General features: G+C 56.4%; 16 protein-coding genes. 7 read left to right on the top strand and 9 right to left on the bottom strand.

The window, feature by feature from the left end; all coding sequences use genetic code 11:
• Window positions 1-43 precede the first annotated feature (43 nt).
• Complete coding sequence (locus O77CONTIG1_RS18290) at window positions 44-403, bottom strand: hypothetical protein (RefSeq protein ID WP_068513518.1); 360 nt, start codon at window positions 401-403, stop codon at window positions 44-46.
• A gap of 373 nt (window positions 404-776) precedes the next feature.
• Here O77CONTIG1_RS18290 and O77CONTIG1_RS18285 point away from each other — a divergent pair, with 373 nt between their 5' ends.
• Complete coding sequence (locus O77CONTIG1_RS18285; protein WP_068513515.1) at window positions 777-1,229, top strand: DUF4332 domain-containing protein; 453 nt, start codon at window positions 777-779, stop codon at window positions 1,227-1,229.
• Window positions 1,230-1,321: 92 nt separating this feature from the next.
• Here the strand turns inward: O77CONTIG1_RS18285 and O77CONTIG1_RS18280 are convergent, their stop codons facing one another.
• Window positions 1,322-1,756 (bottom strand): GNAT family N-acetyltransferase, encoded by a 435-nt coding sequence (locus tag O77CONTIG1_RS18280; RefSeq protein WP_316786785.1) that lies wholly within the window; start codon window positions 1,754-1,756, stop codon window positions 1,322-1,324.
• 412 nt (window positions 1,757-2,168) lie between these two features.
• Here O77CONTIG1_RS18280 and O77CONTIG1_RS18275 point away from each other — a divergent pair, with 412 nt between their 5' ends.
• A complete protein-coding gene (locus tag O77CONTIG1_RS18275) occupies window positions 2,169-2,894 on the top strand; it encodes a hypothetical protein (protein ID WP_068513509.1) in 726 nt (241 codons plus the stop codon).
• A 123-nt stretch (window positions 2,895-3,017) separates the two neighbouring features.
• On the opposite strand, the gene O77CONTIG1_RS18270 is transcribed toward O77CONTIG1_RS18275, so the two are convergent.
• From O77CONTIG1_RS18270 to O77CONTIG1_RS18250, 6 genes are all read right to left on the bottom strand, one after another.
• A complete protein-coding gene (locus O77CONTIG1_RS18270; protein ID WP_068513505.1) occupies window positions 3,018-4,010 on the bottom strand; it encodes a pentapeptide repeat-containing protein in 993 nt (330 codons plus the stop codon).
• A 43-nt stretch (window positions 4,011-4,053) separates the two neighbouring features.
• Window positions 4,054-5,328 carry a hypothetical protein gene (locus tag O77CONTIG1_RS18265; protein ID WP_068513503.1) on the bottom strand — a complete coding sequence of 425 codons (1,275 nt, stop codon included), beginning with the start codon at window positions 5,326-5,328 and terminating at the stop codon, window positions 4,054-4,056.
• A 209-nt stretch (window positions 5,329-5,537) separates the two neighbouring features.
• Window positions 5,538-5,765: a hypothetical protein gene (locus O77CONTIG1_RS18260; RefSeq protein WP_068513501.1), complete on the bottom strand. Its 228-nt coding sequence runs from the start codon at window positions 5,763-5,765 to the stop codon at window positions 5,538-5,540.
• A 121-nt stretch (window positions 5,766-5,886) separates the two neighbouring features.
• Window positions 5,887-6,492, bottom strand: coding sequence for a Crp/Fnr family transcriptional regulator (locus tag O77CONTIG1_RS18255; protein WP_068513498.1), 606 nt, complete (start codon window positions 6,490-6,492; stop codon window positions 5,887-5,889).
• Entirely contained in the window at window positions 6,489-6,860 is a 372-nt protein-coding gene (locus tag O77CONTIG1_RS28455; protein ID WP_084782822.1) for a thioredoxin family protein, read from the bottom strand. The genes O77CONTIG1_RS18255 and O77CONTIG1_RS28455 overlap by 4 nt, the downstream gene beginning before the upstream one ends.
• A gap of 176 nt (window positions 6,861-7,036) precedes the next feature.
• Complete coding sequence (locus O77CONTIG1_RS18250; protein WP_084782821.1) at window positions 7,037-8,878, bottom strand: ABC transporter ATP-binding protein; 1,842 nt, start codon at window positions 8,876-8,878, stop codon at window positions 7,037-7,039.
• 266 nt (window positions 8,879-9,144) lie between these two features.
• On the opposite strand from O77CONTIG1_RS18250, the gene O77CONTIG1_RS23780 reads away from it, so the two are divergent.
• On the top strand, window positions 9,145-11,895 hold the full coding sequence (locus O77CONTIG1_RS23780; RefSeq protein ID WP_084782820.1) for a PAS domain S-box protein: 2,751 nt from the start codon (window positions 9,145-9,147) through the stop codon (window positions 11,893-11,895).
• A 294-nt stretch (window positions 11,896-12,189) separates the two neighbouring features.
• On the opposite strand, the gene O77CONTIG1_RS24855 is transcribed toward O77CONTIG1_RS23780, so the two are convergent.
• On the bottom strand, window positions 12,190-12,345 hold the full coding sequence (locus O77CONTIG1_RS24855) for a hypothetical protein (protein ID WP_156435447.1): 156 nt from the start codon (window positions 12,343-12,345) through the stop codon (window positions 12,190-12,192).
• A 74-nt stretch (window positions 12,346-12,419) separates the two neighbouring features.
• Here O77CONTIG1_RS24855 and O77CONTIG1_RS18240 point away from each other — a divergent pair, with 74 nt between their 5' ends.
• The 4 genes from O77CONTIG1_RS18240 to O77CONTIG1_RS18225 all read left to right on the top strand — a co-directional run bounded on the left by O77CONTIG1_RS18240 (window position 12,420) and on the right by O77CONTIG1_RS18225 (window position 21,542).
• Window positions 12,420-14,624, top strand: a complete 2,205-nt coding sequence (locus O77CONTIG1_RS18240; RefSeq protein WP_068513494.1) for a transglycosylase SLT domain-containing protein — start codon at window positions 12,420-12,422, stop codon at window positions 14,622-14,624.
• A gap of 251 nt (window positions 14,625-14,875) precedes the next feature.
• Window positions 14,876-18,796, top strand: a complete 3,921-nt coding sequence (locus tag O77CONTIG1_RS18235) for a PAS domain-containing protein (protein WP_084782819.1) — start codon at window positions 14,876-14,878, stop codon at window positions 18,794-18,796.
• On the top strand, window positions 18,793-19,233 hold the full coding sequence (locus tag O77CONTIG1_RS18230) for a response regulator (protein WP_068513488.1): 441 nt from the start codon (window positions 18,793-18,795) through the stop codon (window positions 19,231-19,233). Before O77CONTIG1_RS18235 ends, O77CONTIG1_RS18230 begins: the two co-directional genes overlap by 4 nt.
• Window positions 19,230-21,542: a GAF domain-containing protein gene (locus O77CONTIG1_RS18225; RefSeq protein WP_068513485.1), complete on the top strand. Its 2,313-nt coding sequence runs from the start codon at window positions 19,230-19,232 to the stop codon at window positions 21,540-21,542. Before O77CONTIG1_RS18230 ends, O77CONTIG1_RS18225 begins: the two co-directional genes overlap by 4 nt.
• The last annotated feature ends 5 nt before the right edge of the window (window positions 21,543-21,547 follow it).

Here is a 21,547-nt window from a genome sequence, read left to right as displayed (position 1 = left end):
CCAGCCTCCCAATCATGCCAGCCTGCCGCCGCGTTTCCCTCTCCTACCAGGCCGCCTCGTCCAGCAGCATCTCTAGGGCGTGTTCCACATCGCTCCAGGCATCGTCGAGCGAGTCCGACAGGTCTGGATTGAGCGATCGCAGCTCATCCGCCAACCCCAGCAGTTCTTCGCCAATTTGCGTCAGGCGACCTTCGGCGATCGCCCGGGCCTGCTGCTGGCGTTTCAGACTGCGGACGCGGCGGGCTGACTCAGGCTTCTGCGGCTGCGGGATGTACAGGCTATCCGCAAGCTCCTCCGACTCAGCAGCAATCCCTGCGGCAGACGACGGAGGTGGGCAAGACGGCGGGGCGATCGCCCCGCCAATCTCGCCGGGATGGATGCTGCTTCGATGGGTCGGTTTCATAGATCGTCTAAATCAAGGGCAAACAGTACACAAGCAAACGGCGAGCCAGTCTAGCAAGCCATCTGGCCAGGAGGTGCGAAAATCGTAAACCTCAGAAGCAAAAAGTATCTTTAGATACAGTTTAATCCGCCTAGAGTACCCCTTGGCGATCCGGATAACCGCCATTTGTAGCCAATTCCTAACAATTCTTAGAATTTTGCAACAATCTAACCCCCCAAAGGGACGCCTCCGGGGATGCCTCTATCTACTCGTACCCTGCGCTCATGCCATGATGAATTTGGGGCTATTCCGTGAATCACTACCCCCTGTCGCTTGCCCTGCTCTCGTCTGCACACTCAGCATCGAGCCATCCCACGGCCCCAGAATCACCAACATGCCTCTCAAACCTGGCGAAACCCTGCCCCAGCCCATGCGCTCCTGCAACTGGGCGATCGCCCAACTCCCCGGCCTCAGCGCCGAAAACCTGGACTTGCTCCACCAAGCAGGCTTCAAAACCACCCTGGATTTCTGGCAACGCACCCAAACCCCCGCCCAGCGGCACAACCTGGCAGCGCACCTCCAGCTTCATCCCAAATACGTCAACAAATGGGCTGCCCTATGCGACCTAGCCCGAATTCCTGCCGTCGGCTGCACCTACTGCGGGCTGCTGCTCCACGCCGGGATTATTTCCGTCCGACAACTCGCAGACACCCCACTGCCCAAGCTCCACCGCCAGCTCATGCGATTGCAAATTGCCACAATGCAGCGCCAAGATCTCTGCCCGCCCCTAGGCGACGTATCACTCTGGGTAGAACAGGCGCGTCAGCTTGTCCCAACCCGCCGCTAGAGTTGTGCCCGCTTCTTAAAGCCATTCAAAGCCCTTTCTACAGCGCCAACAGCGCTAGTCTTCCCGTATCTCTTCTCAAAACATATCAAAGCTTAATCGGGATACCAGAACATTCCCTTAATCCCTTCCGGGTCAGACATAAAGCCCAGATGCCGATAAAACTCCACCACATGCGGATCGGCGAACAGGGTGATATTGCTAATGTCTTCGCTACGGAGTTTTTTGATCACCTGCTTCATCAGCGCCTTGCCCAGCCCCTTGCCCTGAAAATCAGGATGCACCACCACGTCCCAGATGGTGGCGTTAAAGGCATGGTCGGACGTAGCGCGAGAAAAGCCAATGAGTCGTCGCTGAGCGCCTCGCTGCTCCCACATCGACACCACCAAAAAGCTGTGCTGAATCGCCTTTTTGACCTTACGCAGCGGTCGCCGCGACCAGCCCACCGCATCGCACAATTCCTCTAGTTCGTAGAGGTCAATCTCGCGATCGGTGCTAAAAAAAATCCGAGACCCGCTAGTGGTCGTCATCACGGGTGCCACCTGTCCCTCAGGTTGGGCCGGTCTGGACGCAGCGGCAGCATCAGAAGCAGTAAATAAGCTTTTCCAGAAGCCCATGCGAGTGCGTAGCCTAGACAAAGATTGGGACAGCAGTATTAGCATAGTATAGCGTTCCTCTCTTGTTCCCCAAAAGGCTGCTGCATTTTGACAACACATTTTTGATGCCCCTGGTCGCAAATTCACCGAAAGTAGGGGTGCAATTTGTGAGAGATTGACCTAGAGTTAGGGTTTTCTAAGATAGAAGCGCATTACTGCGTCGCCTACTGGCGAAATTGCGATCATCCTGACCCTCAGGCGGCTGAATGCTCCGTCAGCAGTTCTATCGAGCCTCAGGAATCGACTCAAAATCCATCATGTGGGCACACAAGGGCTTTCCCCAGATATGGCTCCGGGCTTAAAACCAACGACGCTGGAACTCTTGAAACGCTTTAACCGGGCGTTTCCACAGTTTTATGAGCAATTTGTCAGCAGCGAGATTCAGCTTCAAAACCTGCGCCTGGCCTATCAGCTCTACAAAAGTCGCCAGGCGGTTATTGAAATCAAGCCAGAAGGCAATAAGAGCGCACTGCATTTTGCCTATCGCAACCAGTCGTTTTTGCTCAGCGATATTTTTGGGGTGCTGGCGGCCTACGGGCTGACAATTCACGGACTCAGCCTCTATGGGCAAATTTATCCGCCGATGCTGGTGTTTATCAAGCTGGTGGTGGCGCGGAGTGGCAAGGCGCTGAGCGAAAAGACGGCGGAGAATGTGTGTCGCGCTATCCGTGAGGCGCTGGGTGGCCGCTTTGAAGTGGAAGAGATGCTGGCGGTCGAGTTTAACCTGGATGCGGGTCTGGAACAGGTGGAAACCGAGTTCTATGTGGACCCAGTGTTTCACCTGCCTGCGCTGCTGATTGAGGCAGACAACCAGCCGGGGCTGTTCTACAAGGTGATGTACGCGATCTGGCAGGAAGACCTGCTGGTGGTCAACGCAAACCTGCTGGTGTGGCGCGGACGGACGCGGCTCATCCTGTATCTGCTGGGGCCCAATGAGAACCTGATTCCAGAGTATCTGGGGCAGAAAATTGCGGACGGCGTGCGACAGCGGCTTTTGGGACGAAGGTTCTAGCGTCGATTTTGGATTGGGGATTTTGGATTTTGGGTTGCCAGTCTTGCAGTCTTGTACGGATTCCTGAACGTGTAACTTCCTGAACGTGTAACGCTCTGGGAGTCACGTCTGGGAAAGCCTGGATTACGAACCGTCTGATCCATCCGGCAGGGTCGCGCCTTTAAGAATTGCACCAGCCAGATCGGTGCTGCTGAGTTCTGCCCGCACCAGGTTTGCATTGCTGAGATTGGCGTTGATCAGGCTGGCTCTGGCCAGGTAGGCATCGGTGAGTTGAGCGTGCTGCAAGTCTGCCCCTTGGAGGTTGGCGCGGCTGAGGTCAGCACGGCTGAGTTGGGCAAAGGCGAGAATTGTGTCCTGTAGCTCGGCGCGAGACATTTGGGCATCGGGCAGGATGGCGCTTCGCAAGACCGCATTCTGGAGGTCGGCTTCAGTGAGGATGGCACGTTCTAGCTTGGCATTAGTCAGGTTGGCAGAGCGCAGGTAGGCCTGGGACAGATCCGCCTCGGTGAGGAAGGCTCCGCGCAGGTTTGCGCCGCTGAGGTCGGCCCCGCTGAGGGTGGCGCTGCGGAGGGTGGCTTCGCTGAGGTCGGCTTCGCGCAGGTCTACCCGTGCTAGGTCTGCGCCTGTCAGGTTTGCGCCGCGCAGGTCGGCTTTGCGGAGGGTTGCGCCGCGGAGGTTGGCGGTGTAGCGGCGGTTTTCTTCGCGCAGGTTGGCCCCACGCAGGCAAGCGCCCGTTAGATTTGCGCCACTCAGGTCGGTATTTCGCAAATCTGCATCGCTGAGGTTAGCATCGAGCAGATCTGCCAAGGTCAGGGCTGCGCTGCGGAGGTCGGCCCCGGTCAGGATTGCGCCGTGCAAATCAGCATCATTGAGGCTGGCTCCCGTGAGGGTGGCTTGACTGAGGTTGATGCCACTGAGGGTCGCGTGATCGAGCGTGGCTTTGCTGAGGTTTGCCCGGTTGAGGTAGGCGAGGGCGAGGTTGGCGTGGCGCAAATCGGCGCGGCTGAGGTCGATCCCGATCAGATCGGCATAGCTAAGACAGGCTCCGGCCAGGTTCTCGCCGCTAAAGTGGATTTCGCGTTGAGCATAGCGCTGGAGCAGTTCTTGGGGGGTCATGAAGGGAGGATGAAGGTTAAAACGTGATGGGATGTAGGCTGTCTTAGCCAAGTTCAGGATGGCCGATAATGCCCGTGGGGTCGTCGCTGGAGGGAGCAGGGCAGGCGGAGCGATCGCCCGCTCCATTCTCCGGGAAGGCGGCTGGTAAATCGGTTTGGGTGAAATCTGAACTGGGATAAAACGGCTGAAACGCCCGCAGGAGGGCACTGGCAACGGGCTGGTAGGGGTTGGCACGGGACTCGCCAGGGCGATTGCCCGTGGATTCCAGATCGGCCAATAAATCAGCGGCTTTTCCCAACTCCGCGCTGAGCGCGTTGAACGAGGAATACTGTTGCCATACCTGCTTGAGCAGCGTGTCCAGATCGTAGCCTTTCAAGTGCGTCCAGGCTTGCAGACCCGGCGGCAGGGGTTCGTATAGCACCGTGTATAGCAGCAGCTTTGCCCGCAGGGGATTGCTGAATTTCATTAGCGTTAGCCGCAGATCAACCCACAGGGCCGGGTCGTCCAGTGTGAGTCGTGGCTGAGAGGACGATGTAGACGGGTAGCCTTTAGCAGCCGGAACTGAGAGATTTGGAGACGAAGGCTCTACCGGCTCTCCGGCAGACGATGCTCCAAACGTAGAGCGTGCAGCGGGCGGCGCAACCGAATTGTGAATGCGCGTTTCGTCGGCGGACGACAAGGCGGAGACTGCCAGATCGGCCTGGGTCACTTCTAGCAGGTCGCCGTAGAGCGGCACAAAGGCGTGGATAATCGTCTGGGCAACGCGAGTGTATTCGGCTTGGCGATTGAGCGTGCGGACGATACTGGTGAGGATGGCATCGAGGGTTTGAGGCGTAGCGGTCAATCGGTGGAGCCGCTGCACCAATTCGACCAGGGAGTGCTGGTTCAATACCTGGGGGTCATTTTCCCAGGTTTGGGTGCAGGCGGCAAAGAGCAGCTTTTTAATGCGGGAACTGTTGGTATCTTGCTGAAACTGGGCAGCGACCTGCTGATAGTCTTGGGGACTAGCGGCGATCGCCAAAGACTCATTTGCTGGATAGAGCGGCTCCAGATGACTCAGCGCTGCATTGGCCACCAGGGTATACTCTGTCACTTTGCTGAGCGTATTGACGAGAGCAGTCAGGTGCGCTTCTAGAATTTGGCGCGTGGGATATTGAGCCCGCAGGTCTTGCACCAGCGGATACAGGTCTGCCTGCTGAATTTTGATCGGATCTCGCTCCCAAGTCTGCTGGCTGGCGTATATCAGCAACTTCTTGATGCGAAGCAGGTTGGGATCTTGCGAGAGGTTTTGTACTACCTCATCCAAGGGCGATCGCACCGTTTATCATCCTCATGCGCGGCTCACTTCCTATTAAATAACGACTTTGCAAAACTGTCACAGTCAACCTGCACAGTAAGTCAGGCAATGCCCAAATTTAACTTATTTCTCAGGGCAAAATAACCTGTCTTGAGTTTGTCACAAAGCCGGAAGCCCGGCCATAATGCTGGCACACCGCAGGAGATGGGATGCCTGTGGAGCATCCTTCCTCACCCAATATCCTTCACAGCTTCTTGCTCAAAGCTGCTAGCGACAACTTGACCCGTTTCGCCCTGAGAAATGGTCACGATCGACCAGTCAGAATGCAGCAAGCAGCTCACACCATAGGCAATGTCGTGTAGATAGCGGCGTAAATCCCCAGAGCGATAGCTCAGAGAACTCAGAGACTCCAAAAGCCGACCATCGTTCCCATGAATATGGAAATCTTGCAAGTCCATAGCAATGCCTTGAGCAAGGGGGCAAAGTCCTAAATAAAGCCTTAAGACTTCCTAAAGCTTATGGATTGCATCCATTTCTCTCCTTGATTAGAATCAAGTTTGGATGATTCTTTGCAGAGTGTTACTTTTCGCCATTTAGCGTTACTTTTTGTTTCCTCCGAGCGATGATTCCCTCTTTGTGAAGCTGCTTCAGGGCGCGTGAAAGGGCTTCGGGTGTGAGTCCCAAATCGTCTGCAATATCTTTCAAAGGCACGTCAAGATTTACGGTGATGCCGTCTGGTTGAACGTTGAGCTGTAGATAGTGCAGCACACGCCGTCGAGCCGAACGAATGCTTCTTAATTCCAGCAAAACTTTGCTTTCATGCAAGCGCTTTGCAAGCTGAGCCATAAATGTTTCAGCCAACTCAGGATAGGCTTTAAGTGCTTTGAGAAAGGCAAATTTTGGCAATACTAATATGCGCGATGGCAGGTGGGCGATCGCCGTACAAACATAGCGTTCATGAAATAGCGCAACCTCTGCAAAGCTTTCCCCCGATCGAACGCTGTAGTGATTGATTTGCAGCCCTTCTTCGGTATAGTTGAGCAACTGAATATATCCCGATTCCAAAACATAAATAGCTTCTACAGGCTCGCCCCGATCAAAAAGAATTTGCCCAGTTTCCAAATTGCGAAACGAAGCGACTGCCTGCAATTCAGCAGGCAAGTGATGAAGTGGTAGGCGATTCATAGACAGGAAACACAGCTCCTGCTAATCGGTTTGGGCGCTATCAAGCTCGTCAATTTACGATTTAGGTCAGCTTCAGGTAGCCCGCCCACAACTCGCTCAATCACCTGTCCTTCTTTAAAGAAAAGAAGCGTCGGCACGACTCGAATCCTGTAGCAATCTGCCCAGTCTTCGGCGATCGCAATATCAAGTCGCCTAAACTTAATATGCCTGGAAAAATCAATCGCCACTCCACACACAACAGGGTTGATTTGATGAAATGCAGTCCACCAGCTTGCCCAGCAATCTACTAGAACTGGCGTATTTGCATTCAAGACCTCATGCCGAAAGCTGGCACTGGTGAGCGTAATCCACTGCGTATGAGATGCCATTTTTGCCTATTTGCGGATGCGAATATTAGGAGAAATTCTTTCAGAATTGCTGAGTGCAATCCCTGGATATTCCCATTATGAAAATCCGCTGAAAGCGTAAGCTGTGAATCGGTTAAGACGATTCTTAAAAATTCATGAATGTTCTTGAGAATTTGCACGCAAGGATTTGTGGAAGCTCAAGCGGGCTTGGGCGTGTGGCTCAGCCCTTCCTGGACGCGCCAGAGGCTGGCGTAGATACCGTTTTGAGCCAGCAGCGACTCATGGGTGCCCTGCTCCACCAGCTTGCCGTATTCCATGACGTAAATGCGGTCGGCGTTGCGGATGGTGGAGAGGCGATGGGCGATCGCCACGGTCGTCCGGTTTTGCGTAATCTTTTCGAGCGATCGCTGGATGGCGGCTTCGGTTTCGTTATCGACCGCTGAGGTGGCTTCGTCCAGGATCAGGATGGGCGGATTTTTTAGCACGGCGCGGGCGATCGCCAATCGCTGGCGCTGTCCGCCAGAGAGCTTCTGTCCGCGCTCACCCACAATCGTCTCGTAGCCCTGCGGCAACTGCTCGATAAACTCGTGGGCTTCGGCAATTTTGGCGGCGGCGATCACCTCGGCGGGCGTGGCGTGGGGCGTGCCGTAGGTGATGTTGTCCCACACGCTGCCGTGAAACAGAAACACATCCTGGCTGACCAGCCCGATAGACTGGCGCAGGTCGCGCAGTTGCAGTTCTCGCAGGTCGATGCCGTCGAGCGTGATGCTGCCCGCCTGAATTTCATACAGCCGCAGCAGCAGCTTGACCAGCGTGCTTTTGCCAGAACCCGTCGAGCCGACAATGGCGATCGTTTTGCCAGCCGGAATCTCCAGCGACAGATGCTCGATCACGGGCGGGCGATCGCGGTAGGCAAAGGTCACGTCTTTTAGCACAATCTCGCCGCGCACCTGGCTCGTAGGCAGGGCCCGATAGCCGGGGGGACTGGCCACGGGCGTATCCAGCAGATCCATCACGCGATTTGTCGAAGCCATCGCCCGCTGATATTGATCCAGCGTTTCGCCCAGGCGCGTCAGCGGCCACAGCAATCGCTGAATCAGGTAGACCAGCACGCTGTAGCTGCCCACCGACAGCGTGCCTCCGGCAGCAGCAACTCCGCCAAAAAACAGTGTGGCGCTAAAGCCAATCAGGATCAAAATGCGGATCAGCGGCACAAAGGCAGAACTGAGGGCGATCGCCCGCTCGTTGCTCTGGCGATAGGCTTCGCTCTCCTGGCGGATGCGATCTAGCTCATCATCTTCGGTGGTGAAGCTCTTGATCGTGAGAATGCCGCTGAAGTTATTCGACAGGCGGCTATTGAGCAAGCTGGCTTGTTCGCGCACTGCGGCATAGCGCGGAGCCAGCAGCTTTTGAAACGCGATCGACCCCCACAGGATAAACGGCATCGGCAGCATCGCCAGCCACGCCACCCCCGGAGCCAGGATAAAATACGCCCCGCCAATCAGCACGACGGTCGCCGCTACTTGCAACACCTCGTTCGCGCCATAGTCCAAAAAGCGCTCTAGCTGGTTGATGTCGTCGTTCACAATCGACATCAGCCGCCCGGTGCTGTTGCTTTCAAAATATTCCATCTCCAGCGATTGCAAATGGCTGTAGACATCCAGCCGCAAGTCGTGCTGAATCTTTTGCGCCAGGTTGCGCCAGAGCCGTGCATAGGCATATTCAAAAATCGACTCAAACGCCCAGATTACGGCGCTAATCGCGGTCAGCAGTCCCAACTGTCCGGCGACGCTGGTCACGCCAAACCGCGCCAGCACCGAGTCTTGCTGCTGCACCACCACATCCACCGCAATGCCGATCAGGGCGGGTGGAGCCAGGTCGCACAGCTTGTTCATTAGCGAGCAGAGCGTGGCAGCCCAAATCTGGCGGCGATAGCCCCTGGCGTAGACCAGGAGCCGCTGGAGGGGATGGGCATCGGGCAGGCGGTGAGCTGGATGCAGCGGAGCAGGGCGACGGGTAGATCGGCGGAGAAACGGCACGGCAGAAACCTTAAAAAATGATGAAATGGGTAATCATTGTGACGATTTCGCTATGTTCCTGCATCCTCCGACCGGCTGTAGTTTGTAGAGTTTTGTTTATTGGAGAGATTGGGAACCCTATAAAGAAATCATCCTGGCACGAAATTGTCTGGGTTGGTTCTTAGGATGGTTTCGTTTGTTTGGGTTCAGCCCACGGCACGACTTTCTGGCGATCGCGCCTCATGATCTATCCCTATCTGGTTTCACCTAGTCAGCCAATTTAACCCATGTCTCCAGACGAGGCTCTCTCTTCCCAACGGTCATCTAACGCATCTTTTTCTGGCGATCGCCCCTCCAGCACGATCGATCCACTCACCGTAGCAGCAGCCTTGGGCAGCGCTCAGGGATTTTTGAGCGCGGTTCTGGAGGGCATCACCGATCCCATCTTTGTCAAAGACGATCGGCATCGCTACTTATACTTCAACGACGCATTTTGCCAGCTTACGGGGCTGACGCGAGAGCAACTTCTGGGCAAATCCGATCAAGACCTGTTCTTGCCCCATGAGGCAGCGGAGTTTCAAGCGGCGGATCGGCTGGTGCTGCAAAGCGGCGAGGCGCAGATTCATGAAGAATCCATGACCGATGCCTCCGGCATGACCCGGATCGTGCTGGCTAAGAAAACGCGAATTCAAGACGCGCTGGGCAATTGCTACCTGGTTTGCACGATTCAAGACATCACTGCGCTGAAGTGGCGAGAAGCGGAGCTAGAGGCGGCGATCGCCCGCTTTGACCTGGCAAACCAGGCAACCAACGAAGGGCTGTGGGAAATTGGGCTGATCAATGGCGACTTGAACCATCCCGATAACCCCGTCTGGTGGTCGCCCAAGTTTCGGGAATTGCTGGGCTTTCGGACAGTCACTGAGTTTCCCGACCGGGTGGAAAGCTGGAGCGATCGCATCCATCCCGACGATGCCGAATGGGTCACCGCAGCCCTGCTGGCCCACATCCAGGATGCGACAGGGCAAACGCCCTACGACGTGGAATATCGCATGTTTACTCGCACCGGCGAATGCCGCTGGTATCGCAATATCGGCAGCACCCTCCACAACGAAAACGGTATACCGCTCAAAGTCGTCGGCACGTTTCGCGATGTCACCGATCGCAAGCACGCCGAAGAAGAACTGCGCCGCCAAAAACACCTGTTCAAATCGGTACTGGACAACATTCCCCACCGCATCTGGCTAAAGGATCGCCAGGGACGACATGTGGTGGTGAACCAGTCCTTTGCCGAGTCGGTAGGGATTGCCCCGGAAGCCCTGATTGGCAAAACTGATTTTGATCTCTGGCCGACTGACAAGGCGCAAATGTTCCAGGATGAAGACCAGGCCGTGATGAACACGGGTCAGGCTTTCTCGCTGGAAGAACAGCTTCCCATGCCAGACGGCACGACCCGCTGGTTTAGCACGACCAAAACGCCGATGTATGACGAGGCGGGGCGGGTCATCGGCACGACGGGCATCTCAATGGATGTGAGCGATCGCCGTCAGGCCGAAGAAGCCCTCCGCCAGGCCAAGGAAGAACTGGAATTTCGTGTGGAGGAGCGCACCGCCGAACTCCAGGAAACCGTCGATGAACTGCAAAAGGCTGTCTTTATCCGCGAACGAGCCGAGCATTCCCTGCTCAAGACGCTCAAAGAGCTTCAGTTTCGCCAATTTGCAATGGATCAAGCCGCCCTGATCGCCATTACCGATCCGCAGGGCGTGATCACCTATGTCAACGACAAGCTTTGCGAAATTTCGGGCTATAGCGAGGCAGAGCTGGTCGGCAAAACCCACCGCATCATCAACTCTGGCTATCATCCACCGGAGTTTTTCCAGCAAATGTGGGCGACGATTCGCAGCGGCAAGGTGTGGCGCGGCGAGGTGAAAAATCGCGCCAAGGCGGGTCATTTTTATTGGGTATCTACCACCATCGTGCCTGCGCTCGACCAGAACGGGCGCGTGCAAAAGTATCTGGCCATTCGCTTTGACATTAGCGATCGCAAATTTGCCGAAGAAGCCCTCCAGCAGTCGGAAGCCCAACTACGCCAACAAACTGACGAATTGCGAACCACACTTTGGGAACTCCAGCGCACCCAATCGCAACTGATTCAAAGCGAAAAAATGTCATCGCTGGGGCAACTGGTGGCGGGCGTGGCTCACGAAATCAACAACCCGGTCAACTTCATCTACGGCAATCTCAACTATGCAAACGAATACGCCGAAGACCTGCTGCAAGTGGTGCGCCTCTATCAGCAGCACTATCCTGACCCAGTGCCTGCCATTCAAGACTTGCTGGGCAACACCGACCTCGACTTCTTGCTAGAAGATATGCCCAAGCTGCTGAAGTCGATGCGCGTTGGGGCAGAGCGCATTCAGAAAATCGTTGTGTCGCTCCGCAACTTCTCGCGCATGGATGAGGCGGAATTCAAAGCCGTCGATTTGCATGAGGGCATCGACAACACGCTGATGATTTTGCAGAATCGGCTCAAGGGCAAGCCAGGTCAGCCCGCCATCGAAGTGGTGCGGGAGTATGGCTCACTGCCCAAAGTGGAGTGCTACGCCAGTTCGCTGAATCAGGTATTTATGAACATCCTCAGCAATGCGATTGACGCGCTAGAGGATGTGCTGGATAAGGGAGAATGGGGCGATTCGCAAAACGTTCGCGCAAGCGGTGCAGCGCACTTTCCCTGCGGGAATCGACCCGATGCACCCACTATCACGATCCGCACGGAATACATCATTCCCGATCGCGTTGCGGTTTACCTGATCGACAACGGCCCCGGTATTCCTGAAGCCGTGCAAAAACGCCTGTTCGACCCCTTCTTCACCACCAAGCCCGTTGGCAAAGGGACTGGACTTGGGATGTCCATTAGCTATCAAATCGTTACCGAACGCCACGGCGGCATTCTGGAGTGCAGTTCTGAACCCGGTCAGGGCGCACTGTTTCGGATTGAAATCCCGATTCGGCAGGGAACGAGTGACGGGGTGACGGGGTGACGGGGTGAGGCGATGAGGCGATGAGGCGATGAGGCGATGAGGGGGTGAGGGAAGGGAGCGTTTGTTAGCCATAGCAACCGAAGGAAGAGTTAGGACAACGAGAAATCTTGCTAGCTTTAAGCAACCTAAGGTTCCGTCCTGACCCCTGACCCCTGACTCCCGACTCCTGCTATACAAAACTTCTGGATCGTCATCGGTAGAAATTCTGAATTTTGAAAAAAGCGGGCCTGATTTTAGGATTTTGAGCTATAAGTTTCGTGAAAAGAATGCGCTTGTAGCATCTCCAGGGTCTTGTTATGCGATCGCCCTCCTCTCGCTCTGCTGGTAAACGTCCGCCCGCCCGCCCCGGAAAATCGCCCGTCCCCAAACCACCTCAGCCGCCTCACTCGTCGCCGGGTCGTCGTTCTGCCCCCCGCCTGGTGGCAAGTTCCCCGCCAAAGCGGTTACCATCGCTCAAGACTCCGCTAAACAAGACAGCGCGGAAACAGCCCCCTGCCAATACCCCTAAAGCGATTCTCCGCAAGATGAAACGGAAGCGAACTGCAAACGTCCTATGGCTATCCATCGGCACGGGATTGACCGTGCTGCTGCTGGGTGCTGCCGCGACGCGACTTTGGCCCCAGGCCTCCTCCAATTCAGCCCAGAATCCGACTGGGGAAGAAACGCTGGCGATTCCCGAAACGCCGCAATCGGCTGTGTTTTCCCTGGCGACGCAGCCGCCCCAGCAGCGAGCCGCCCAACTGCAACTGCTGGCTCAGGGCAAGCGATCTGACGATCAAAAGCGGGCGCGATTTCTGCTGGCCAGCGACCTGATTCAGCAGGGACAGGCCGCTGCTGCGGTTCCCTTTTTAGAAAGGCTGGATAAGGATTACTCGACGCTGGCGGCCTACGCCCTCAAGCGGCAGGCCCAGGCCCATGCTGCCGCTGGGGAAACCGACCAGGCGACGGAAGCCTGGCGAGCGCTGGCAGACCGCTTTGCCAAGAAGCCTGCCTCGGTGGAGGCACTGTATGAACTGGGCAAAGCTGACCCGCAATATTGGCAAAGGGCGATCGCCCGCTTTCCGGCACATCCGCGATCGCTCGAAATTGCCCAAACGCTGCTCAAGCAAGACCCCAAGCAGCCCGAGCTGCTGCTGCAAATTGCCCGCTATGGGCACTATCTGCCACAAGTGGGCGAATATCTCGACCGCTTGACCAAAGACTACGCCGACACGCTAGAGCCAGAAGACTGGGAGGCGATCGCCTTTCTCAACTGGGAAAAGCAGCGCTATGGCGAAGCGGGCAAAGCCTATGCCAAAGCACCCCGCACCCCGCTCAACGCCTACCGAGAAGGACGCGGGGCCCAGCTAGCGGGCCGCCGCGACACCGCAATCACGGCTTACAACAAAGTCGTTGCCGAGTTTCCCGACTCGCCCGAAGCCCCCACCTCGCTGCTGCGCCTGGCCCAACTGGGGCGCGATCGCGCAGCAAAGCTCACCCATCTCGACCGGGTGATCAGCCAATATCCCGACCGGGCGGGCGACGCGCTGCTAGAGAAGTATAAGCTGGTCAAGCCCGACGCAGCCCAGGCAACGCTGACGGCCCAGGTTGCCCAAATGCTCCTGGAAAACCACAGCAAGACCGATGCCGCCGCCGAACTGCGCTGGATGCTGGCCGAAGAGAAGGCTGCCCAAGGTGATATCCAGGGCGCGTGGACTCTGGCGCGACAGGTGGCTCAGGAAAATCCCGACAGCCCCCTCGCCGCCGAAGCTGCCTTCTGGGTAGGCAAGTGGGCGCAACGGCTAGGACAGACCCAGGAAGCCTCCCAGGCCTACGAATATGTCCTCAGCCGTTATCCAGAGTCTTATTACGCCTGGCGATCGGCGACAATGCTGGGCTGGGACGTGGGCGACTTTACCACCGTGCGGCAAAAGCTGCCCTCAGTGAAGCTGCCCGCCACGCATCCGATGCCGCTGGCAGGCTCTGACACGCTGAAGGAACTGTACCAACTGGGACAATTTCAAGATGCCTGGGCGCTGTGGCAAACGGAATTTACCAATCGCAAAACGCCGACTGTAGAGGAACAGTTTACCGACGGGCTGATCCGGCTGGGCGTGGGCGACAACCTGGAGGGCATTTTCCAGATTTCTAGCCTGGTGCGCCGCACAGAGCCAGAGGTGCAGCCTCAGGTGCAGGCGCTGCGGCGGCAGGGCGACTATTGGCGATCGCTCTTTCCGTTTCAGTTTGCCGAGCCGATTCAGCAGTGGTCGCAAACGATGCAGCTCAACCCACTGTTGGTAACGGCGCTGATCCGCCAGGAATCGCGGTTTGAGCGGCAGATCGTGTCCTCCGCCGGGGCCACCGGGCTAATGCAACTGATGCCAGGAACCGCAAGCTGGGTGGCCAGCAAGCTCAACCAGCCGCAATATGACCTGGAAAACCCCAACGACAATATCAAGCTGGGCACCTGGTATCTCAACTACACCCACGAAACCTACAGCAACAACGCCCTGTTTGCCGTCGCCAGCTACAACGCCGGGCCAGGGGCGATCGCCGAATGGATCGAGCGGTTTGGCTATAGCGACCCCGATGTTTTTGTTGAACAAATTCCCTACCCCGAAACGAAGGGCTATGTCGAAGCCGTCTTTTCCAACTACTGGAACTATTTGCGCCTCTATAACCCCGACGTATCCGCCAAGCTAGCGCAGCTTTCCACCAGCCACCGCGCCGTAGCCGAGTCGCTGCCCTAACCAGGCCTGCGCCAAAAGGCAACACTTCGCAACTCCATCACTCCAACACCCCGCCACCCCAACACCCCGTCACCCCAACACCCCGCCACTCCGTCACCCTACGCTCCACCCTCCAAATGCCCCTCGTGATGTCACAATCACGGGGGCTTTCCGCATATTGGCGGATGTTCTTTCAGACGATCGCCGATGGAAATACATCCGGAACTGTGGGGGAAAGGTAAAAATGAGAGCAAGTGGATGAGACATTAAAGATGTTTGCAAGCCTTCGCGATCTCGCCAGTTTTCTTAATGTTCCACCACCCGTTGTGGGGTTTGTGCCCCACGGACATTGCTACCTGTGGGACACCAGACTCGTCTGGCTCCACGGATTGTCCGATGGGCTAACGGCGCTGGCCTACTTTTCCATTCCGGTGGCGCTGGTCTACTTTGTGCAGCAGCGGCGAGATTTGCCCTATCCCTGGATGTTTCAGCTTTTTAGCGCGTTTATCGTGCTTTGCGGGCTGACGCATGTCATGGAGATTTGGACGCTGTGGCATCCCGACTATTGGATTTCGGGCGGGGTCAAGTCCGCCACGGCGATTGTGTCTCTCACCACCGCTGCCACACTGGTTCCGATCCTGCCAAAGGCGATCGCCCTACCCAGCGCCGCCGAGCTAGAACTCGCCAAGACCAACCTGGAAGACCTGGTGCGCGATCGCACCCAATTACTTGAAGAATCACGCCAGCAATTCCAAAACCTGGTTGAGAACTCCCCCGATATCATCGAACGATTTGACCTGAACCTGCGGCATCTCTACGTCAGCCCCTCTTTAACCCGCCTCACAGGCCTTTCCGCTGAGGTGTTTCTAGGCAAAAGCTGCCGCGAGCTAGGGCTGGATGAAACAATGGTGAACACTTGGGAAGCCGCCGTAAACCGCCTGTTGACAACCGGAGAAAAGCAGATTATCGAGTTCTCGACTCCAACGCTAGAAGGAATCCGCACCTTTGAAATGGTCATTGCGCCAGAATGGGCCGAGTCGCGGGTGGGAGAACCGGGGGCGAAGATCGCCTCCGTCCTTTGCATCTCCAGAGACATCACCGAACGCAAACAAACCGAGCAGCAGCTCCGCAACCTGTCCGATCGGCTCAGCCTCGCGTTGCAATCGGCCAAACTGGGCGTGTGGGAATGGGACGCAACCAGTAATCAGTTCGTCTGGGACGATCGCGTTTGTGAGATTTATGGCGTTCCACCGTCCAACCACGCCAGACCCTTCTCAGAATGGGAAGCGCTCGTCTATCCCGACGATTTGCCCCACTGCCAGTCTCAGTCTTTGCTGGCTTTGGAAGACCCTGCTGTAAACAGCGGCGGCATAGAATTTCGCATGGTGCGGCCCGACGGCTCCATGTGCTACGTCGAATCTTACTTCCTGGTGCAGCGGGATGACGTGGGGCAGCCAACTCGCTTAATTGGCATCAACCTCGATATTACCGAGCGCAAGCAGGCCGAGAATGCCCTCGCCGCCAGCGAACAGCAGCTTTCGACGCTGATTGGCAATCTGCCGGGGTATGTCTATCGCGTTCAGAATAACCCCGCATTTACGCCCATTTTCATTAGTGCAGGCGTAGAAATGGTGACAGGCTATCGCCAAGACGAGTATTTGGTCGAGCGCTCGATCTCCTGTGGGCAGGGCATTCATCCTGATGATGCTGAGCGAATCTGGACGCTGGTGCAAAAAGCTGTGGGCGATCGCACACCCTACGAATGCGAATATCGCATTCGGACTAAAACCGGCGAGGAACGATGGATCTGGCAGCGGGGACAGGGCATCTACGACGAAGCCGGAAACTTGCAATGGCTGGAAGGATTTATCACCGACATTAGCGATCGCAAAATCGCTGAAGCCGAGCTACGGGCCCAAACAGAGCTTTTGCAAATTACCCTCGACCACCTCCCGGTCATGGTCAGTGTTCATTCAGCAACAGGTGACATTTTGCTAGTCAACCGGACGATCGAAAAGACCATCGGCTGGCCCCAAGCAGAATACCTGACCCGCGACGTACTGCGAGAGTGCTACCCTGATCCCGCAGACTATGACCGGGTGATTCGCCACATTACAGCCGCCGACTCTACCTGGCAAGAGTTTAGACTCCAAACCCGCGACGGTCGTTTATTAGACATATCCTGGGTCCAAATTCCCCTGCCAGACGGTCGCAGCATCGGCATTGGGCGAGATATCACCGAGCGCAAGCGAGCAGAAGAAGCACGCCTGCAAGCCGAGCGACTCCAGCAAGAACTGAAGCTATTGGAAACCGTCCTCGACTCAGTGCTGGCGGGCTATTGGGATTACAACCCCCGCGAGAACACGAACTACTGGAGTCCTGGGCTGAAGCGAATACTGGGCTATGGAAACGACGAAATCCCCAACACGCTCGACAACTGGGAACGGCATATCTTGCCAGAAGACTTGCAAAAGGTAAAGGACTGCCTGGTGCGTCATGTGCAGAGTCGCGGTGCAGAACCATGTTACAACGAAGTCCGCTATCGCCACAAAAACGGGTCAATCGTCTGGGTCATCTGCGCGGGGCAGGGCATTGAGTGGAGCGAGTCGGGCGAGTTGCTGCGGATGGTGGGCTGCCATGTAGACATTACGCCACTCAAGGCTATCGAAGCCCAGCTACAAACCAGTGAGGCTCACCTGCGGGAAGCGCAGCGCATTGGCAACATCGGCAGTTGGGAGTTTGACGTTCAAACGGAACAAATCACCTGGTCGGATCAGGTGTTTCATATTTTTCGACGCGATCCGGCCCTGGGAACGCCGAAGGATCTTGCAGACCTCCAGCAGTTTATTCATCCGGGCGATCGCGAGTTTCACGCCCAGATTGTACAGACGCTGATCGCGACCCATCAGCCCTATGATGTCGAATTTCGCATCTGTCGCGGGGATGGCTCTATTGGGCATGTACAGGCCAAGGGTGAGGCCATGCTGAACGCGACAGGAGACTTGATCAAGCTGACGGGCGTTGTCCTCGACATCACCGAGCGAAAGCGAGCCGAAGAACAGCGCCGCCTGCTCACCGATCGCCTGACGCTGGCCCTTAAGGCTGGGGAAATCGGCACCTGGGATTGGGACACGGTTCGTGAGGCTATTTGGGATCAGCGGATGTATGAAATCTATGGGCTACAACAGATGTGGGAGTCTGGTCAGGCTGCAACCTATCAAGATTGGCGCGACTGTGTGTATCTCGATGATCTAGCCCCTACCGAAGCCGCGCTGCAAGCGGCCGTTCGCGGTGAGGGCGACTATGACGTGGAGTTTCGCATCTGGCGCACCGATGGACAACTGCGCTGGATCAAGGCTAATGCGGTGGTGCAGCGGGACGCTCAGGGCAATCCCCTCCGCGTGACGGGCATCAACTACGACATTACCGAACGCAAGCGGGTCGAAGCCAAGCTGTTGCAGAAATCGGCCCAGCTTGAAGCCTCCAACCGAGAGCTAGAAGCCTTTGCCTATTCGGTGTCGCATGATCTGCGATCGCCCCTCCGCGCCATCGATGGCTTTAGCAAGGCGCTATTAGAAGATTATGGCGACCAGTTTGACGAAGAAGGTCGGGATTATTTCAACCGGATTCGGCACAACGTGCAGCGCATGGGGCTGCTGATCGACGACCTGCTCAGCCTGTCGCGGGTGTCTCGCGCCGAGATGCGCCATGTCTCGGTCAACCTGAGTGCGATCGCCCAAGAGCTACTGCAAGAGCTACAGGACTCCGAGCGCGATCGCCAGGTCGAGTGCATTATTGCTCCCGATGTTGTGGTCTGGGCCGACCCCAGCCTGATGCGCGTCGTCCTCAGCAACCTGCTGCAAAATGCCTGGAAATTTACCAGCCACCACAGCACCGCCCGCATCGAGTTTGGCATCCTCCAGCAGCCCGAACAGACGGTCTACTTTGTTCGAGACGATGGGGCCGGCTTTGATATGGCTTACTCATCCATGCTGTTTGGCGTGTTTCAGCGTCTTCACAATATGACTGAATTTCCTGGCACGGGCATTGGGCTGGCGACTGTCCAGCGCATTATCCATCGCCACGGTGGTCAGGTCTGGGCAGAGGCCGCAGTTGAGCAAGGAGCCACCTTTTATTTCACGTTTCCCACTCCCGTGATTGAGGCAAGACTTGAGGCAAGATCTGATCTATGAGTTCCCTGCGCCCTATCCTCCTTGTCGAAGACAATCCGGATGACGAACGCCTGACGCTCCGAGCGCTGCGCCGGGGCAACCTAGCCAATGAAATCTTGATTGCTCGGAATGGGGAAGAAGCCTTGAACCTGCTGTTTGGACTGGAACTATTGCCGTGCGTGGTGCTGCTTGATTTAAAGCTGCCCAAAATTGATGGTTTACAAGTGCTGCGCCGCATTCGGGCTAACGAGCGCACTCGCCTCCAGCCCGTCGTAATCTTGACCTCTTCTAGCGAAGATCGCGACATTATTGAAAGCTACAGTTTGGGAGCCAATAGCTACGTGCGAAAGCCCGTTGAGTTTGAGCAGTTTACCGAAGCCGTACGCCAGTTGGGTTTATATTGGGCGCTCATTAATGAGCCACCCCCAGAAAGTTTGCCTGGGAGTTCGCTGGCATGAGTGAGCCACTGATTGTGCTGATGGTCGAAGATTCTGAAGACGATGCGCTGCTAGTGCTGCGGGCGCTGCGGCAAGACGGCTTTAGTGTGGAATGGGAGCGCGTGCAGACAGCCGACCAGTTTCGGGCGGCGCTGGCATCGCGCCCCTGGGATGTAGTCATTTCAGACTATCGGTTGCCAGGGTTTGACGCACCCGCAGCGCTGAGTATTCTTCAGCAAAGCGGGATGGATTTGCCGTTTATCGTGGTGTCGGGCACGATTGGCGAGATGGCGGCCGTGGCCATGATGAAAGCCGGGGCGCACGACTATCTCATGAAAGAGAACCTGACCCGGCTGCCGGAGGCTGTGCGACGCGAGGTGCGAGAGGCGCAGATTCGGGCGGAGCGGCGGCAGGCAGAACTGCAACTGCGGCAGACGGCCGAGCGCGAGCAGTTGATGCGGACGGTGGCGGAGCGGATTCGGCGATCGCTCGATTTGGACGAAATTTTGTCTGCAACTGTCACCGAGGTTCGCCAACTGCTACAAACCGATCGCGTGGTTCTGTTTCGGATAGATTCTGACAAACAGGGCCATGTGGTGCAAGAGTCGGTCGCCCCCGGCTGGCAAGCGCTGCTGGGGCAGGATATCCACGACCCCTGCTTTTATGAAAACTATATTGAGCGCTATTTTCAGGGCCGGACTTGGGCGATCGCCGATATAGACGACAGGACGATCCAGCCTTGCCATGCTGAGTTTTTGCGCCAGTTTCAGGTGCGAGCCAGCTTGATTGTGCCGATTCTCCAGCCAGGCTATCTTTGGGGTCTGCTGATCGCGCATCACTGCGCCAACCCTAGACACTGGAAACCGGACGAGATTCAGCTTTTGAAGCATCTTGCCGATCAGGTGGCGATCGCCATCCAGCAGGCCGACCTCTATCGCCAGACCCAGCTAGAACTGGCAGAGCGGCAGCGGGCCGAAGCTGCCCTGCAACAGCTCAATCAGGAGCTAGAACAGCGCGTGCAAGAGCGCACCCAAGCATTGCAACAGCAAGCCGAGCAAGAGCGTCTGCTGCGGCTAATTATTCAAAATATTCATCAATCACTCGACCTGGACGAAATCCTGGCGACCGTGCTGAGCGAAACGCGGCAGACGCTCCAGGTCGATCGGGTGACGGTTTACCAGTTTGAACCCAACTGGAGCGGTCGATTTGTCGCCGAGTCGGTGGGAGAGGAATGGATACCTCTGGTGGCGGAAGGCGTGCAGACGGTTTGGGAAGATACCTACCTGCAAGAAACCGAAGGTGGGCGCTACCGCAATGGTGAAACTTTCGCCATTAGTGATATCTATCAGGCCGGACATACCGACTGCCACGTTGAAATTCTGGAGCAATTTCAGGTGCGGGCCTATGCGATCGCCCCCATTTTTCTAGACGAGCGGCTTTGGGGGCTGCTGGCGATTTATCAAAACACGGGCCCCCGCGACTGGCGAGCCTGGGAACTGCGTCTGCTGCAACAGATCAGCCTGCAAACGGCGATCGCCCTGCGTCAATCCAACCTGTACCAAACCGCCCAAGCCCAGGTAACTGAACTCGAAAAGCTACATCAAATCAAAGACGACTTTCTTAGCACCGTGTCTCACGAACTGCGATCGCCCATGACCAATATCAAAATGGCGATCCAAATGGTCGAAGTGCTGCTAGAACAACACCAAATTCACGACGAACGCCTGACACGCTATCTCCAAATCCTGGAAGAGGAATGCACACAGGAACTAAACCTGATTAACGATTTACTCGACTTGCAGCGCCTAGAAGCAGGCGTGCAATCCATCGAACTGGAAAACGTCGATCTCAACTATTGGCTGCCGTCGATCATTGAACCCTTCGAGGCGCGCATTCAGGAACAGCGCCAACATTTGAAAGTCAATCTACCACAAAACCTGCCGTCCATCACCACTGATCTGAACGGGTTCAAGCGCATTGTGATGGAACTGTTGCACAACGCCTGTAAGTACACACCGCCGAATGAACAAATCACGCTGACGGCCCACATTTTGGATGGAATGCTGAACGTCCAGGTGAGTAATTCAGGAATCGATTTGCCCGCCGAAGAACTGCCTCGCCTGTTTGAAAAGTTCTATCGTGTGGCCAGAGTCGATCGCTGGAATCGCGGTGGCACAGGGCTGGGGCTGGCACTGGTGAAGCGGCTGGTGGAATGTCTCCAAGGCTCAATCCAGGTAGAAAGCGCTAATGCCCTCACCTGTTTCACGATTCGCCTGCCAATTCAGCACCAGCCTGCAAACTCCGGTTCGCTGGGTCAATCCAGACTGTAGATGTT

The sequence above is a fragment of the Leptolyngbya sp. O-77 genome (genome assembly GCF_001548395.1).
Classification (GTDB): domain Bacteria; phylum Cyanobacteriota; class Cyanobacteriia; order Elainellales; family Elainellaceae; genus Thermoleptolyngbya.
The sequence above is the reverse complement of the archived record's forward strand: the minus strand, read 5'-3'. Positions and strand labels throughout refer to the sequence as shown.

What these genes read in the sequence shown, in the direction of transcription:
- O77CONTIG1_RS18290 (WP_068513518.1), bottom strand. Translation starts at nt 403, where the DNA reads ATGAAACCGACCCATCGAAGCAGCATCCATCCCGGCGAGATTGGCGGG.
- O77CONTIG1_RS18285 (WP_068513515.1), top strand. Translation starts at nt 777, where the DNA reads ATGCCTCTCAAACCTGGCGAAACCCTGCCCCAGCCCATGCGCTCCTGC.
- O77CONTIG1_RS18280 (WP_316786785.1), bottom strand. Translation starts at nt 1,756, where the DNA reads ATGACGACCACTAGCGGGTCTCGGATTTTTTTTAGCACCGATCGCGAG.
- O77CONTIG1_RS18275 (WP_068513509.1), top strand. Translation starts at nt 2,169, where the DNA reads ATGGCTCCGGGCTTAAAACCAACGACGCTGGAACTCTTGAAACGCTTT.
- O77CONTIG1_RS18270 (WP_068513505.1), bottom strand. Translation starts at nt 4,010, where the DNA reads ATGACCCCCCAAGAACTGCTCCAGCGCTATGCTCAACGCGAAATCCAC.
- O77CONTIG1_RS18260 (WP_068513501.1), bottom strand. Translation starts at nt 5,765, where the DNA reads ATGGACTTGCAAGATTTCCATATTCATGGGAACGATGGTCGGCTTTTG.
- O77CONTIG1_RS18255 (WP_068513498.1), bottom strand. Translation starts at nt 6,492, where the DNA reads ATGAATCGCCTACCACTTCATCACTTGCCTGCTGAATTGCAGGCAGTC.
- O77CONTIG1_RS28455 (WP_084782822.1), bottom strand. Translation starts at nt 6,860, where the DNA reads ATGGCATCTCATACGCAGTGGATTACGCTCACCAGTGCCAGCTTTCGG.
- O77CONTIG1_RS23780 (WP_084782820.1), top strand. Translation starts at nt 9,145, where the DNA reads ATGTCTCCAGACGAGGCTCTCTCTTCCCAACGGTCATCTAACGCATCT.
- O77CONTIG1_RS24855 (WP_156435447.1), bottom strand. Translation starts at nt 12,345, where the DNA reads ATGGTAACCGCTTTGGCGGGGAACTTGCCACCAGGCGGGGGGCAGAAC.
- O77CONTIG1_RS18240 (WP_068513494.1), top strand. Translation starts at nt 12,420, where the DNA reads ATGAAACGGAAGCGAACTGCAAACGTCCTATGGCTATCCATCGGCACG.
- O77CONTIG1_RS18235 (WP_084782819.1), top strand. Translation starts at nt 14,876, where the DNA reads ATGTTTGCAAGCCTTCGCGATCTCGCCAGTTTTCTTAATGTTCCACCA.
- O77CONTIG1_RS18230 (WP_068513488.1), top strand. Translation starts at nt 18,793, where the DNA reads ATGAGTTCCCTGCGCCCTATCCTCCTTGTCGAAGACAATCCGGATGAC.
- O77CONTIG1_RS18225 (WP_068513485.1), top strand. Translation starts at nt 19,230, where the DNA reads ATGAGTGAGCCACTGATTGTGCTGATGGTCGAAGATTCTGAAGACGAT.